Origin of the sequence: Providencia rustigianii DSM 4541, assembly GCF_000156395.1 — a bacterium.
GTDB classification, from domain to species: Bacteria; Pseudomonadota; Gammaproteobacteria; order Enterobacterales; family Enterobacteriaceae; genus Providencia; species Providencia rustigianii.
Map to the genome: position 1 here is coordinate 44,926 of NZ_GG703821.1, position 15,341 is coordinate 60,266.

Sequence of the window (15,341 nt, forward strand, 5' to 3'; positions counted from 1 at the left end):
TTATTACTCCTGATGCATTGAATTTTAATCTCTGGACTAGCCGTGAAGTTTACCACGACCTATCTGTATTGCACCATAAATTGAAATTGCTTAATTGAAGTTGCGAAGGGCTTTCCAAATTTAAGTGAAATCTGCATTACTGGTTTTTAGTATAGACACTAATTAATCTAAATTGCAGATAACTTCCAGATAATCTAACGAGACGACGAAATAGAAACAGCACATATACTGTATATTCATTCAGGGAAAAATATGTCATACTTCTCCGCTTGTTCACTATCAATTCATTCGGGAAGTGGTAAATGGAGAATATCGAAGTCCGCGGTGCTCGCACACATAATCTAAAAAACATCAATCTCATCATCCCCCGAGACAAGCTGATAGTTATTACAGGGTTATCTGGCTCAGGTAAATCATCCTTAGCCTTTGATACCTTGTATGCTGAAGGTCAACGTCGTTATGTTGAATCTTTATCGGCTTATGCTCGCCAGTTTCTTTCTTTAATGGAAAAACCGGATGTTGACCATATTGAAGGGCTATCTCCAGCCATCTCTATCGAGCAAAAATCCACTTCCCATAACCCACGTTCAACGGTGGGGACAATCACGGAAATTCATGATTATTTGCGATTGTTGTTTGCCCGTGTGGGTGAGCCGCGCTGTCCTGACCATGGTATTCCGTTAGCGGCACAAACTGTCAGTCAGATGGTAGATAATGTGATCGCACAACCGACCGATCGTCGAATGATGTTACTTGCGCCTGTCGTGAAAGATCGTAAAGGTGAGCATGTTAAATTACTCGATAACCTAGCTAGCCAAGGCTATATTCGCGCGCGAATTGATGGTGAGGTTTGTGATCTTTCCGATCCACCAAAACTCGAATTACAGAAAAAGCATACTATTGAAGTGGTCGTCGATCGCTTTAAAGTCCGCGATGATATTGCCCAGCGCCTTGCCGAATCCTTTGAGACCGCATTAGAGCTCTCGGGAGGAACTGCTGTCGTCGCCGATATGGACGATCCAAAAGCGGAAGAATTAATCTTTTCTGCCAATTTTGCCTGTTCAGTCTGTGGCTATAGCATGATGGAATTGGAACCGCGCCTATTTTCCTTTAACAATCCAGCGGGGGCTTGCCCAAGCTGTGACGGCTTAGGCGTTCAACAATTTTTTGATCCTGAGCGTGTAATCCAGAATACCGAAATTTCCCTTTCAGGTGGAGCCATTCGCGGTTGGGATCGTCGTAATTTTTATTATTTTCAAATGCTGATGTCCTTAGGGGAGCATTATAAATTCGATGTTGAAGCTCCCTTTGATACATTAAACCCTGAAATACACAAAGTTATTTTATATGGCTCTGGCAAAGAGAGCATTGAGTTCAAATATCGTAATGATCGTGGTGATATCACTGTTCGTCACCATCCGTTTGAAGGCGTTCTGAATAATATGGAGCGCCGCTATAAAGAAACCGAATCTACTGCGGTACGTGAAGAGTTAGCGAAATATATTAGTAACCGTCCTTGCGTAACATGCGATGGAACTCGCTTACGTAAAGAAGCACGCTTTGTATTTGTTGAAAATACCACATTGCCAGAAATTGCTAATTACAGCATTGGTCATGCGATGGAGTTCTTCCAAAACTTAAAATTAAGCGGGCAGCGTGCTCAAATTGCCGAAAAAATCCTAAAAGAGATCAGTGAGCGTTTGAGATTTTTAGTCAATGTAGGACTAAATTATTTAAGCCTTTCTCGCTCCGCAGATACATTGTCGGGTGGTGAAGCTCAACGTATTCGTCTTGCAAGCCAAATTGGTGCAGGTCTAGTTGGTGTTATGTATGTATTGGATGAGCCATCAATTGGGCTTCATCAGCGTGATAATGATCGCCTATTAGAAACCTTAATCCACCTACGTAATTTAGGTAATACCGTGATTGTCGTCGAGCATGATGAAGACGCTATCCGTGCTGCTGACCATGTGATTGATATTGGTCCCGGTGCAGGGGTTCATGGTGGGCAAATTGTGGCACAAGGTAAACTGGAAGATATCGTCGCAAATCCAGATTCACTGACCGGTAAGTTCCTAAGTGGTGAACGCAAAATTGAGATCCCTCAGCAACGCGTGCCAATCAATAAAGATAAAATGCTGACCGTCGTTGGTGCGACAGGCAATAACCTTAAAAATGTCACCTTAGATATTCCTGTTGGCTTATTTACATGTATTACAGGGGTTTCCGGTTCAGGCAAATCAACACTGATCAATGATACACTTTTTCCCATTGCACAACGCCAACTGAATGGTGCGACGGTAATTACCCCAGCGCCTTATTTAGAAGTCGAAGGTTTAGAACATTTTGATAAGGTCATCGATATTGACCAAAGCCCAATTGGGCGGACACCACGTTCTAACCCTGCGACCTACACTGGAATATTTACACCGATTCGTGAGTTATTTGCAGGTGTTCCAGAGTCTCGTACCCGAGGCTATAATCCTGGACGTTTTAGTTTTAACGTCAAAGGCGGTCGCTGTGAAGCCTGCCAAGGTGATGGAGTCATTAAGGTTGAGATGCATTTCCTACCGGATGTCTACGTGCCTTGTGACCAATGTAAAGGGAAGCGCTATAACCGTGAAACCTTGGAAATTAAATACAAAGGTAAAAGTATTCACGAAGTGTTGGATATGACTATTGAGGAGTCCCGTGAATTCTTCGATGCGGTTCCTCCACTGGCGCGTAAACTACAAACACTGATGGATGTTGGTCTGTCTTACATCCGTTTAGGGCAATCTGCGACAACCCTTTCGGGTGGTGAAGCACAGCGTGTGAAATTAGCGCGTGAATTGTCTAAACGCGGGACTGGGCAAACCATCTATATTCTGGATGAACCGACTACTGGCCTACATTTTGCCGATATTCAACAACTGTTAGTGGTGCTTCATCAACTACGTGATCAGGGCAATACTATTGTTGTGATTGAGCACAACCTCGATGTTATCAAAACTGCTGACTGGATTGTGGATTTAGGCCCAGAAGGTGGTAGCGGCGGTGGTGAGATCCTTGTTGCCGGTACACCAGAACAGGTTGCGGAATGTGAAAAATCACATACAGCTCGATTCTTAAAACCAATTTTAGAACGCGGATACTAAGCAAAATCGTATTAAAAAAGGGGAACTGAGTTCCCCTTTTATATCAAAAATAATGCATTATTGGCTTACAGCCGTGAACGCTTCGACAATACGTTTCACGTTATGACGGTTAACTCCAGCCATACAGACACGTCCTGTTCCTACCAAATACACTGCAAATTCATCTCTCAAACGGTCAACTTGTTGCTGAGAAAAACCGGTATAACTAAACATACCGCGCTGTTTTAACAGATGGTCGAAGTTTTTATTTGGCAGGGCTTTCTTCAATTCATCCACTAATACGGTACGCATTTCTAAAATACGCAAACGCATTGCTTCAACTTCTTCCAGCCATTTCATTTTTTGTTGGCTATCAGTGAGCACCGCTGCAACAATTTTTGCACCATTTGATGGTGGGCTTGAATATAGACGACGAACACCCGCTTTCAACTGACCTAACACACGGTCACGCTCATCCTTATCTTTACAGATAACGGATAAACCGCCAGCACGCTCCCCATAAATACCAAAGATTTTAGAGAATGAATTACTGACAAATACCGGTAAACCAGCTTTAACCATCGTACGAATGGCATAAGCATCTTCATCGATACCTTCAGCAAAACCTTGGTAAGCGATATCTAAGAATGGAATTAGTTTATGCTCTAATGCGACTTTGGTGACTTCATCCCACTGAGCAGGCGTTAGATCGGAACCTGTTGGGTTATGGCAGCAAGGGTGCATTAAAATGATGCTATTTTCTGGTAACTTCTTAAAAGTTGCCAGCATTTCATCAAATTTCACACCTTTGGTTTTTTCATCAAAGTAAGGATAATAGTGAACCTTGGTTCCTGCGCCCGAAAAAATAGATGCATGGTTTTCCCATGTTGGGTCACTGCACCAGACTTCAGAGTTTGGGAAATAGTGATGTAAAAAGTCTGCACCGATTTTTAATGCACCAGAACCACCGATAGTTTGGACTGTTGCAATACGCTCTTGGCCAATCAGCGGGCAATCTTCACCAAATACTAACTTTTGCAGTTCAGTACGATAGTCTTTCAAACCTTCCATTGGCAGATATAGTGAAGCACTCGCTGGGAGTTTACGCAGTGCAGCTTTCGCTGTGCCGACGGTTTCCAGCTCAGGGGTTTTCCCTTCTGCATCATAATAAAGACCAATACTCAGGTTAATCTTGCCTTCACGAGTATCTTTATTAAATTCATCCATCAGCGATAAAATTGGGTCGCCCGGATAAGCATCAACATGTTGGTACACAGGATATCTCCCACTTGTAGGTTATCTTTTTACTTTTTGTCTTGTGAAAATAACCCGTTATGATCTATTCGTCTACATATTCCATTGCGACTCGCGAGGTGAGCTTAGTGAGAAGCTCATAGTTAATAATGCCCGTTTGCGCTGCAATTTCTTCCACTGGCAGTGCATTACCCCATAGAATGACATCATCACCCACTTTATCTGTGGAATCTGGACCTAAATCCACCACAGTCATGTCCATGGAAATTCGCCCAATAATTGGGACTTTTCTTCCATTAACCAGCACTGGCGTACCTGATGGAACATTACGTGGATAACCATCTCCGTAACCAATTGCGACCACGCCCAAGAGAGTATTGCGTTCACTGCGCCATGTTTCGCCATAACCCACACACTGCCCAGCAGAATGCTCTCTCACGGCAATCAGGCTCGATTTTAAGGTCATAACGGGGAGTAAACCGAAGCTTGCGGCACTTTTGCCTTCTTGAGGAGATGCGCCATACATCATAATTCCTGGGCGAACCCAGTCATAATGTGCTTCTGGCCATAGTAGGATCCCAGCTGAAGCCGCGATCGATTTTTCACCCGGTTTATCGGATACAAACTGTTGGAAGCATTCGATTTGTTTCGCGGTAGTAGGCAGTTCAGGAGCATCTGCTTGGCAAAAATGACTGACAATATTGATAGGCAGGTCAACGTTCTGGCAGCTTTGTAGACGTTGATAAAAACTTTCAGCGTGTTGAGGAAGTACGCCTAAACGATGCATGCCGGTATCCAACTTCATCCACACTTTGATTTGTTTGGCAAGCTGAGCACTTTCTAGCATTTCCAGCTGTTCAACACAGTGGATTACCGTATCGATATTGTACTCTACCATCAGCTGTAAATCCGATTGCTCGAAGAAACCTTCAAGTAAAACAATCGGTTTATTGATACCTTGATGTCTCAGGAGCAAAGCTTCATTTAAACGCGCAACACCAAACCCGTCCACAAGCTCTTGAACTTCAGTGCCCACTCCCACTAACCCATGACCATAAGCGTTTGCTTTAACAACTGCAATCAGGCGGCTATTTGGTGCCAACTCTCTAACTCGTTGCAGGTTGTGTCGCAGAGCGCGGCGGTTTATTAATGCTGTTGCCGCTTTCATTTCTTCCTCTTAATTATTCATTTTAAAATTTATCAACCAACTGCCAAAACTTAAATTAACCGAAATAATCTTTAATCTTCTATAAGCTCAAAATATGACGAGATTACCAACCTCTAAATAATTCGCAATGTGGCTAGGCGGCAAGAAAAGCTAAGCCTGGGGAACATACATAAGTATGTGACTCAGGTTAGCGAGCGCAGCCAACAACGCCACAGTGTGAAGTATGACGAGGGTTACTCGTCCTGATAGGCCGGCCCGGCATAATTATCAAACCTCGACCACTGCCCATTAAACGTCAACCTCACCGTCCCTATTGGACCATTACGCTGTTTACCCAAAATAATCTCTGCAACCCCTTTGAGGTCACTATTATCGTGATAAACCTCATCACGATAGATAAACATAATTAAGTCAGCATCTTGCTCGATAGACCCAGATTCACGTAAATCGGAGTTCACAGGGCGTTTATCTGCTCGTTGCTCAAGGCTACGGTTTAACTGAGATAGTGCTACAACGGGTACATTGAGTTCTTTTGCTAACGCTTTCAATGAACGCGAAATTTCTGCAATTTCTAATGTACGATTATCCGATAACGCGGGCACTCGCATTAACTGAAGGTAGTCGATCATAATGAGACTTAACCCACCATGTTCACGATAAATACGTCGTGCACGGGAACGAACTTCCGTTGGTGTCAAACCAGACGAATCATCGATGTACATATTGCGTTTTTCCATCAAGATCCCCATGGTGCTGGAGATACGCGCCCAATCCTCATCATCTAATTGCCCCGTACGAATACGCGTTTGGTCGACGCGAGAAAGGGACGCTAACATACGCATCATGATCTGGTTACCGGGCATCTCCAAACTGAAAATGAGTACCGGTTTTTCTTCCGTCATCGCTGCGTTTTCGCATAAGTTCATCGCGAAAGTCGTTTTACCCATTGATGGACGCGCAGCCACAATTATCAGGTCAGAGCCCTGTAATCCCGCGGTTTTCTTATCCAAATCTTGATAACCCGTCGAGACGCCGGTTACCCCATCGTGGGGCTGCTGATATAGCTGTTCGATTTTCTCTACCGTTTCAGACAGAATCGCTTCGATCCCTTTTGGACCATCTTCTTTATTTGCTCTAGATTCTGCGATTTGGAAAACTTTACTTTCTGCTAAATCAAGCAAGTCCTCACTACTGCGCCCCTGCGGATCATAACCCGCATCGGCAATTTCATTTGCCACAGAAATCATATCGCGAACAACTGCACGTTCACGAACGATATCAGCATAAGCATTAATATTCGCCGCACTTGGCGTATTTTTTGATAATTCAGCTAAATAAGCAAAGCCGCCAACACCATCTAATTCCCCTTGTTGTTCAAGGGATTCAGAAAGCGTGATTAAGTCAATGGGCTTGCCTTGTTCCAGCAAAAATTGCATTTGCGAAAAAATAGTACGGTGAGGACGACTAAAAAAGTCTGCCGATGTGACGCGCTCTGAAACCGTATCCCAGCGCTCATTATCCAACATCAGTCCCCCCAAAACAGACTGCTCCGCTTCAATAGAGTGCGGTGGAAGTTTGAGCCCTTCCATTTGCCGATCTCGCGGTGTATTTGTCTTGTAATCTGAGGAGGGTTTTTTAGCCATACTTAAAATATCCACGTCTATAATTAACCAACAGTTAGTATACGCCAATCTGTGATGTCGTGTGGCGTCTTTATCAATCTCTCAACAAGATATTATTGCCATCATCACCAACACAACGCACAAACCGATAATTCTTATTATTAAAGCATCGCGTTATGATGGCGCAATTGGTACTGTGAATAAAATAAACTAAAGCATTGGAGATAATCATGGCAAAACGTATTGAATTCTCGCAGCATGGTGGTCCTGAAGTTCTCAATTTTGTTGACTATTCCCCAAAAGAGCCCGCCGAGCACGAGATCCAAATCGAAAACCGCGCCATTGGTATAAATTTTATCGATACCTATGTTCGCAGTGGATTGTACCCAGTGCCAGCTTTACCGAGTGGTTTAGGAACCGAGGCGGCGGGTGTGGTCGTCAAGACAGGCTCTCAAGTCACTGGTTTCAAGCCAGGAGATCGAGTGGTTTATGCTCAAAGCCCTTTAGGTGCCTATAGTGAAGTCCATAATGTCCCGGTTAATGCAGTGGCTCATTTGCCAAACGATATCTCCTTCGAACAAGCTGCCGCCAGCTCACTCAAGGGAATGACCGTCTACTACCTCCTAAATCAAACCTATAAAATTCAAAAAGATGAAGTGTTTTTATTCCATGCCGCAGCGGGTGGTGTGGGATTAATTGCCTGTCAGTGGGCAAAAGCATTAGGCGCAAAAATGATTGGCACTGTTGGCTCAGAAGAGAAAGCACAACGCGCCAAAGCTGCGGGTGCTTGGGAAGTGATCAACTACCAAACTGAAAATATTGCAGAGCGAGTTAAAGAAATCACTCACGGCGAAAAAGTGAATGTGGTTTATGACTCGGTCGGGCAAGCCACTTGGCTAGCTTCTTTAGACTCACTAAAACGCAGAGGATTAATGGTGAGTTTTGGAAATGCGTCGGGGGCAGTAACTGGTGTAAACCTTGGTATTCTTAACCAAAAAGGCGCGCTATATGTTACCCGCCCATCACTCGGCGTCTATGTGACTAACAGAGCTGAGTTAGATCAAGCCAGTAATGCACTGTTTGATATGATTCTAAGTGGTAAGGTCAATGTGGATGTTCCTGCATCACAAATCTTTGCACTAAAAGATGCACAAAAAGCACACCAAACGCTGGAACAGAGAAAAACGCAAGGTTCTAGCCTGCTAATCCCTTAAGCAATAAAAAAGCGCCGAGCGATTGATAACTCGGCGCTTTTTTGATTAGTAAATACCTTTGCGAGCTTGCTGCTCTTTATATCTCTGCTGATTTTCTTTGATGGTATTCAGTACACTGCCCTCATAGGGATCTTGTTTTGGAGGATCAGCAGGTTTACCACCTGTATTTGAACAACCAGCAACAACTAAAATTAATGAAGCCATTAATAACAGTTTCATTTACCACCTATTTTATTTATCAACATTATTTTAAGCATAGCATGCAGATAATCTGATACCTTGGTGTAAATACAGAAACTGTTATTTCGTTTAATTGGTATTTACTCGCCTCGAGTGACAAAGGCTAATGCTTGTTCAACTACCGTCAAGTCTGCCCCTTTTTTGTGAGCATTTTCACTTAAATGACGACGCCATTGACGAGCTCCCGGAATACCTTGGAAAATCCCTAGCATATGGCGGGTCATGTGCCCTAAGTAGGCACCATTAGACAGCTCTTTTTCAATGTACGGATACATGCGACGTACCGCTTCAATGTTGTCCACAATTGGCATTGTTTCATCAAACAGTTGATTATCAACCGCCGTTAAAATTGATGGATTCTGATAGGCTTCGCGCCCCATCATCACACCATCTAAATACTTGAGATGTTCTTTGGCTTCTTCAAGGGTTTTAACGCCGCCATTTATCGCCATTGTCAGATGAGGAAAATCACGTTTTAGTTGATAAACTCGCGGGTAATCTAAAGGCGGGATTTCACGATTTTCTTTCGGACTAAGACCTGATAGCCATGCTTTTCTAGCATGGATAACAAATGTATCGCAGTCACCTTTGGTCGAAACTGTATCGATAAAATCACAGAGAAATTCGTAGCTATCTTGCTCGTCGATACCAATACGAGTTTTGACTGTCACGGGAATCGACACCACATCACGCATCGCTTTCACGCAATCTGCCACTAATTGGGCGTCAGCCATCAAACAAGCACCAAAACGCCCATTTTGTACGCGATCCGACGGGCAACCCACGTTAAGATTGATTTCATCATAACCGCGCTCTTGCGCCAACTTGGCACACTGAGCCAGTGCCGCAGGATCACTACCACCAAGCTGTAAGGAAACTGGATGCTCTTCTTCGCTATACGCAAGATAGTCACCTTTACCAAAAATAATCGCACCAGTGGTCACCATTTCGGTATACAACAACGTATTTTTAGTCAGTAAGCGATGGAAATAACGGCAATGACGGTCTGTCCAATCTAACATCGGCGCAACCGAGAAGCGGTTAAGATTTTTGTCACCATCGGTTGTTGATGGGGTATTTTGTTCTAACGTTTGATTTTGTTGCATGCTGGTCTTTTGGTGTTGGTATCGAATTTAAGGCTTATGCTTTGTGAAATAGCAAAAGAAAGCCGCATTTTAGCAGCTAGCTTTCTTTTGTCATAATAAACTGTGCGGTTGTTTAGGCGACTTTCTGTGATTTTTGTTTTAGAAAATCTTCATAATGCAAAATATGACTAATTTCTTCCTGCAATCGAGGATCATTTTCAACCTCCCAGATATCTAGAGCCTGTTGTAAATTTATCCAAAATTGCTTACTGGTTCCAAACGCTTTTGCGAGCTTAAATGCCATGTCAGTTGATAACTTTCGATTATTATTAATCAAAGAGCTTACCGTGTTTCTATGAACACCTAATAATTCTGCCAGCTCATGAATTTTCATCCCTGTAGGGAGTAAGTATTCATATAACAAAATATCCCCCACACTTGCAGGTTTTCTCGTCGCTTGCATCAAATCCTCCGGTTTTTCTATTCCAAATAAATCATCTAGCTAAACATCTTTATGAGGATCCAAATACAATCCCTCGACTGTATCTTTCCATTTAAATATAAGCCGATACTGCCCATTAACTCTAATTGAGTAAAATTCTTCCAACGGTGGTTTCAGCTGCTTAAACCGATTTCCTGGGGGACTTTTAAAATCCTGTAATGTTTTTGCTGCATTTAGCATGTCTAACTTTCGGGCTAAAACAGTGCAGATGATAGACGGAATTAGACGATGTAACTTGCCATAGACATAAAATAGTCGTAAATACTCATCTCTAAAAATTAAACGACAATCATTATCTTCATTCACATAAACCTCCTCCATGAGTCATTTATGATCCTGTAGGTAGCAATGACTAAAATAGCATTACGGCATTGAATGCACAATAGCACAGTGCATAGATGCGTACCATTTTTATTAATAGCGACCTATAGGAAAATAATAAATTAATTGATGAGATGGAGAAATATAGGCTATTTAGAAAAACACTTTTTCCTAATAAATCTTAGGAAGCTAATCATTAATTTGAAAAGGTTGAATGAAGCACCCTCTTTATCAATGATAAAAAGGGCGTTTGACTTATTCACGACTAGATCAGAATACGATTTTTATTAACCAATATTTTTCAGTGCATCAATGACCATTTTCCAAAACTTATCACGATCTAATTTCACCGCGACTTGGGTATGGCAATCTTCAGGAATAGGATAACGAAAATCCGCCACCGTCATACCGAGAGTCAATGTACCGGTTAATTCAATATTCACAGGTACTTTCTGAGTCGTCATGACTGACGGATCAATGACATATGCAACTGCACAAGGATCATGAACTGGGGGTGCATCAAAGCCTTGAGCCTGCTTGTACATTTTTCCAAAGAAATCTAATAGTTCGACAACAAATTGCGAGCAATTAGTCCCAATATCTGCAATTTTTGCGACAACTTCGGGGGTTGCTAGGGCTTGGTGAGTAAGATCCAATCCCACCATGGTTAACGGCCATGTTTCATTAAAAACAATGTGTGCTGCTTCAGGGTCAATTTTGATATTAAATTCCGCGACCGGACTCCAATTACCCACGTGGTAACCGCCACCCATCAATACCACTTCTTTCACTCTCTCCACAATGCGGGGTTCTAATCTCGCCGCTAGAGCAATATTGGTCAGCGCGCCTGTTGGCACTAATGTGATGGTTTTTGGCGGATGGGCCATAATCGTTTCAATGATTAGCGCGACAGCATGGCGCTCATCTAACTGTAATGTGGGAACTGGAAGCTCAGGCCCATCAAGCCCTGAGTCACCGTGAATATCTGGTGCAACTTCAACTTCACGCACTAATGGACGAGCCGATCCCGCCGCAAACGGAATGCCGCAAATATTTGCCATTTTGGCAATCGCTCGAGCATTATAGGTGACTTTTTCGAGGGTTTGGTTGCCAGCTACCGTGGTGACAGCCAGTAAATCAATCTCCGGATTACCGTAAGCCAATAACATGGCGATAGCATCGTCATGCCCTGGGTCACAATCAAGAATAATCTTTTTTGTCATAGCGTTACCTTGTCGTTAATTGGGATCAGCATTTTACTGATCCCAATTTAGCTATCTCATAAGGCAAAATCTATGATTAGTATCTGAATACGAAGAAAATTATTTCAAAACATGCGCATACACGCGTTTAGGCCCATCTTCATTTTTCGAGATATAGACACCCTGTAGTTCAGGAGCAAAGCCCGGTAGCGCATTAATCCCCGCTTCCAACGCTTTGAAGTATTGCAGGACAGGGCCTGACCACACTTCTCCCGGCACCACACACAGTACTCCCGGAGGATAAGGTAATGCTCCCTCTGCGGCAATGCGCCCTTCTAATTCATTCAATGGCAATAACTCCACATTTCCACGAATAAATTCAACGTGAGCCTGTTGTGGGTTCATTTTCACTTGCGGGAAATGCACTTTCCTGAACATCTGTTTTTGTAGCTGTTTAATATTGAAATCCACACTTAACTGGTGCATTTCTTGGCATAAGCGACGTAAAGTATAGCCTTGGTATTGTTCTTGATAACGCTGATAAACTGAAGGTAAAACCTCTTCTAATAACGCATCTTCATCTAAAAGTTGCTCAAAACGCACCAAATGAGAAACCAGCAGCTCAAGCTTTTCTTGTGACTCTGCGGGGGTTAACAGGAACAAAATGGAGTTTAAATCGCATTTTTCAGGGATCACCCCATGCTCACGCAGGAAGTGCGCCAGAATGGTGGCTGGAACCCCGAAAGACTCATACTCACCACTTTCCACATCAATTCCCGGAGTGGTCAGCATTAATTTACAAGGGTCAACAAAGTATTGATCTTGTGCGTATCCATCAAAGGCATGCCAACGTTCTTTTGGAATAAAATTAAAGAAACGCTGTTCCGAAGCAATTTGCTCGGTAGGGTATTCATCCCACGGTTTACCATCGACGAATTCAGGCACAAACGGTTTAAAGTAACGGCAATGCTTAATTATGGATTTACGGACTTCAATCCCTTGTCTCACACACTCCATCCACATCATTTCTCCAGCCTCTCCTTGATGCATACGTGCATTCACATCCAAAGCGGCAAATAACGGGTAAAATGGGCTAGTCGAGGCATGCATCATAAAGGCATTATTGAGTTTTTTATGGGATACAAATCGCTGCTGCCCTTTAATATGATTATCTTTTTTATGAATTTGCGAGGCTTGGGAAAAACCAGCGAGTTGTTTATGTACCGACTGCGTAACCATAATTCCTGGATCATTTTCATTTAATTCCAGCAATAATGGGGAGCATTGGCGCATCATTGGGATAAATTGTTCGTAACCAACCCATGCAGAATCGAACAAAATATATTCGCAAAGATGCCCAATTTTATCGACCACTTGCCTTGCGTTATAGACCGTACCGTCGTAGGTTCCTAACTGGATCACTGCCAGACGAAATGGCTTCTCAGCTTGCGCTTTTTCTGGCATCACTTCATTAATGCACTCACGCAGATACTCTTCCGCGAAACAATGAGCATCAATGCCGCCAATAAACCCAAATGGGTTACGGGCAGTTTCCAAATAAACGGGGGTTGCTCCTGCTTGAATAAGCGCCCCGTGATGGTTTGATTTGTGATTGTTTCGGTCAAAGAGCACTAAATCTCCCGGTGTGAGCAAGGCATTCAGAACCACTTTATTCGATGATGAAGTACCATTGAGCACAAAATAGGTTTTATCGGCATTGAACACTTTCGCTGCAAATTTTTGTGCTTCTTTTGCCGCTCCTTCATGAATCAACAAATCTCCCATGGCGACATCGGCGTTGCACAGGTCAGTACGAAATAAGTTTTCACCGTAGAATTGATAGAATTGCTCTCCGGTAGGATGGCGACGGAAAAATTGTCCGCCTTGATGCCCCGGACATGCAAAAGTCACATTGTGTCCAGCAGCATAATCCATCATTCGAGCAAAAAATGGGGGTAATAACTGCTCAAGATATTGATTCGCCGCCTCACGTAACTGACGGCTATTTTCTTCACGAGCCGCAGGGGCTGGTGGCAATAATGCGGTTAAATAGGGTGGTTTATTTCCATGTTCTGGTAGCTGTTTATCACTAATGATAAACAGTGGAATACTGAGCTTACTATCAGCAACCCTCTTCCACAGCCCTTGGTTGGCATCTTGTTCAGATAGCACAACCGCAGCAATATTGTTTAACTGTGCATCGCGAATATCTACCCACTGAAAAGCACCAGTAAAATAGATAGCGACCCCCTGGCTACATGCCACATTGATTTTCTTCATAGCAGTCTGGCTCTTGGTTAGCTGAGGTAAAGAGGCGGTCAATATACTTGATAGATAACGAGATTGAAACAATCGAAGCGTGAGCAGAAAAATTCAAATTGACCTAAGTTGAATCTTTTTTATAACTTGCTGGTTAATAGCATAAAAATTTCAAAGGAGGACTCACGACTCATCAGCATTAAAACATAACATAGAAATAGTTTGCAGATTAACCGACTAATTCACATTTATATTACAGTGAATGAGTCGGTTAATTTTACAGGATTGGGAAGTTACTGGTTTTTTTCCACATACAACGTTTGAGATGGGAAAGCAAAGTCTGCACCGTGCTTTTTAACGATCTCAATAATCTTTAAGTAGACCGTTTGCTGTGCATCTAACCACTCAGCCCACACAGTTGTTTTGGTAAAACAGTACACCATAATATTCAATGATGAATCTGCAAAAGCATCAAAATAAACCAATAACGTTTGCCCTGTATCGATATTTTCATCTTGTTTCAGCATCGTGCGGATATCATCCACTATGGCACTAATTTTGTCAGAATCTTCATAGCGTAAACCAATTTCCGTTTTAATTCGTCGGTTGGTCATGCGCCCAGGATTTTCTACGCTAATTGATGAAAATAACGAGTTGGGAATATATAAAGGACGATGGTCAAAAGTGACTATTTTGGTCAACCGCCAGCCAATTTCGACTACTGTACCTTCAATATTTCTATCTGGAGAACTCACCCAGTCCCCAATATTAAAGGGGCGATCAAAGTAGAGCATAATCCCAGAGAAAAAGTTACTCAGGATATCTTTACCCGCCATACCAATCGCGATACCACCTAACCCACCAAATGCCATTAAGCCTGAGAGGCTCATGCCAAAGTGTTCACCAAACAATAGGACGATGATGACAAAAACGGTGGTTTTAAATATACGAGCGATAATTCGTGCTGAAGTTGGGTCACTACCTTTTTTAATTTGTTGTTTTTCAAGGCGGTTTGCTAACTGAAACAGCTTTCGCATAATAATTAATGTAATCGCCGATATCGCCACTAAATTAATTAATGGTGTAGAAATAAAGCTGAGCTCGAAATCACTGGCTGCCATATCCACGGTCTGAGCAATGGCTAAAACAATCACACACAACACAATAGTTTGGATTACATGAACCAGAATACTTTTTCTTTTATGTTTATGTCTTTTATGTAAAATCTCGAAAATTAAATACACAACCAAACAGACGGTAATGATAGTCATACCGACAGCATATTTTTCGAGTAGTGTTTGAATCATGGTTTATTGCCCTAAAATCAACTTGCTGTATGAAAAATAACACTCTAAATT

General features: G+C 42.7%; 12 protein-coding genes. 2 read left to right on the plus strand and 10 right to left on the minus strand.

All coding sequences use genetic code 11. The features are described from left to right. Positions 1 to 302: 302 nt before the first annotated feature. On the plus strand, positions 303 to 3,137 hold the full coding sequence (uvrA, locus tag PROVRUST_RS16150) for an excinuclease ABC subunit UvrA (RefSeq protein WP_006815963.1): 2,835 nt from the start codon (positions 303 to 305) through the stop codon (positions 3,135 to 3,137). Between the two features lie 57 nt (positions 3,138 to 3,194). Here the strand turns inward: uvrA and PROVRUST_RS16155 are convergent, their stop codons facing one another. The 3 genes from PROVRUST_RS16155 to dnaB form a co-directional block, all read right to left on the minus strand. Then, complete coding sequence (locus PROVRUST_RS16155) at positions 3,195 to 4,391, minus strand: amino acid aminotransferase (protein ID WP_039855722.1); 1,197 nt, start codon at positions 4,389 to 4,391, stop codon at positions 3,195 to 3,197. Positions 4,392 to 4,455: 64 nt separating this feature from the next. Beyond that, the gene (gene alr / locus PROVRUST_RS16160; protein ID WP_006815965.1) at positions 4,456 to 5,538 is read right to left on the minus strand and encodes an alanine racemase; all 1,083 of its coding nucleotides are present in this window, start codon (positions 5,536 to 5,538) and stop codon (positions 4,456 to 4,458) included. 233 nt (positions 5,539 to 5,771) lie between these two features. Next, positions 5,772 to 7,181, minus strand: coding sequence for a replicative DNA helicase (dnaB, locus tag PROVRUST_RS16165; protein WP_006815966.1), 1,410 nt, complete (start codon positions 7,179 to 7,181; stop codon positions 5,772 to 5,774). A 209-nt stretch (positions 7,182 to 7,390) separates the two neighbouring features. Here dnaB and PROVRUST_RS16170 point away from each other — a divergent pair, with 209 nt between their 5' ends. Further along, positions 7,391 to 8,374, plus strand: coding sequence for a quinone oxidoreductase (locus PROVRUST_RS16170; protein ID WP_006815968.1), 984 nt, complete (start codon positions 7,391 to 7,393; stop codon positions 8,372 to 8,374). Between the two features lie 45 nt (positions 8,375 to 8,419). Here the strand turns inward: PROVRUST_RS16170 and PROVRUST_RS19900 are convergent, their stop codons facing one another. From PROVRUST_RS19900 to PROVRUST_RS16200, 7 genes are all read right to left on the minus strand, one after another. Beyond that, positions 8,420 to 8,593: a hypothetical protein gene (locus PROVRUST_RS19900; RefSeq protein ID WP_006815969.1), complete on the minus strand. Its 174-nt coding sequence runs from the start codon at positions 8,591 to 8,593 to the stop codon at positions 8,420 to 8,422. Between the two features lie 101 nt (positions 8,594 to 8,694). Continuing rightward, positions 8,695 to 9,720: a tRNA dihydrouridine(20/20a) synthase DusA gene (dusA, locus tag PROVRUST_RS16175; RefSeq protein ID WP_006815970.1), complete on the minus strand. Its 1,026-nt coding sequence runs from the start codon at positions 9,718 to 9,720 to the stop codon at positions 8,695 to 8,697. Positions 9,721 to 9,832: 112 nt separating this feature from the next. Then, complete coding sequence (locus PROVRUST_RS16180; RefSeq protein WP_039855724.1) at positions 9,833 to 10,165, minus strand: HigA family addiction module antitoxin; 333 nt, start codon at positions 10,163 to 10,165, stop codon at positions 9,833 to 9,835. 36 nt (positions 10,166 to 10,201) lie between these two features. Next, on the minus strand, positions 10,202 to 10,522 hold the full coding sequence (locus PROVRUST_RS16185) for a type II toxin-antitoxin system RelE/ParE family toxin (protein ID WP_006815972.1): 321 nt from the start codon (positions 10,520 to 10,522) through the stop codon (positions 10,202 to 10,204). A gap of 287 nt (positions 10,523 to 10,809) precedes the next feature. Next, entirely contained in the window at positions 10,810 to 11,745 is a 936-nt protein-coding gene (gene uriH, locus PROVRUST_RS16190) for a uridine-preferring nucleoside hydrolase UriH (protein WP_006815973.1), read from the minus strand. Between the two features lie 99 nt (positions 11,746 to 11,844). Next, positions 11,845 to 14,004 (minus strand): ornithine decarboxylase, encoded by a 2,160-nt coding sequence (locus PROVRUST_RS16195; RefSeq protein ID WP_006815974.1) that lies wholly within the window; start codon positions 14,002 to 14,004, stop codon positions 11,845 to 11,847. Between the two features lie 272 nt (positions 14,005 to 14,276). Next, positions 14,277 to 15,290: a mechanosensitive ion channel family protein gene (locus PROVRUST_RS16200; protein WP_006815975.1), complete on the minus strand. Its 1,014-nt coding sequence runs from the start codon at positions 15,288 to 15,290 to the stop codon at positions 14,277 to 14,279. Positions 15,291 to 15,341 lie beyond the last annotated feature (51 nt).

Bases quoted from the DNA above. Each gene is read 5' to 3' on its own strand.
- uvrA (WP_006815963.1), top strand. From the start codon at position 303: ATGGAGAATATCGAAGTCCGCGGTGCTCGCACACATAATCTAAAAAAC.
- alr (WP_006815965.1), bottom strand. From the start codon at position 5,538: ATGAAAGCGGCAACAGCATTAATAAACCGCCGCGCTCTGCGACACAAC.
- dnaB (WP_006815966.1), bottom strand. From the start codon at position 7,181: ATGGCTAAAAAACCCTCCTCAGATTACAAGACAAATACACCGCGAGAT.
- PROVRUST_RS16170 (WP_006815968.1), top strand. From the start codon at position 7,391: ATGGCAAAACGTATTGAATTCTCGCAGCATGGTGGTCCTGAAGTTCTC.
- PROVRUST_RS19900 (WP_006815969.1), bottom strand. From the start codon at position 8,593: ATGAAACTGTTATTAATGGCTTCATTAATTTTAGTTGTTGCTGGTTGT.
- dusA (WP_006815970.1), bottom strand. From the start codon at position 9,720: ATGCAACAAAATCAAACGTTAGAACAAAATACCCCATCAACAACCGAT.
- PROVRUST_RS16185 (WP_006815972.1), bottom strand. From the start codon at position 10,522: ATGGAGGAGGTTTATGTGAATGAAGATAATGATTGTCGTTTAATTTTT.
- uriH (WP_006815973.1), bottom strand. From the start codon at position 11,745: ATGACAAAAAAGATTATTCTTGATTGTGACCCAGGGCATGACGATGCT.
- PROVRUST_RS16195 (WP_006815974.1), bottom strand. From the start codon at position 14,004: ATGAAGAAAATCAATGTGGCATGTAGCCAGGGGGTCGCTATCTATTTT.
- PROVRUST_RS16200 (WP_006815975.1), bottom strand. From the start codon at position 15,290: ATGATTCAAACACTACTCGAAAAATATGCTGTCGGTATGACTATCATT.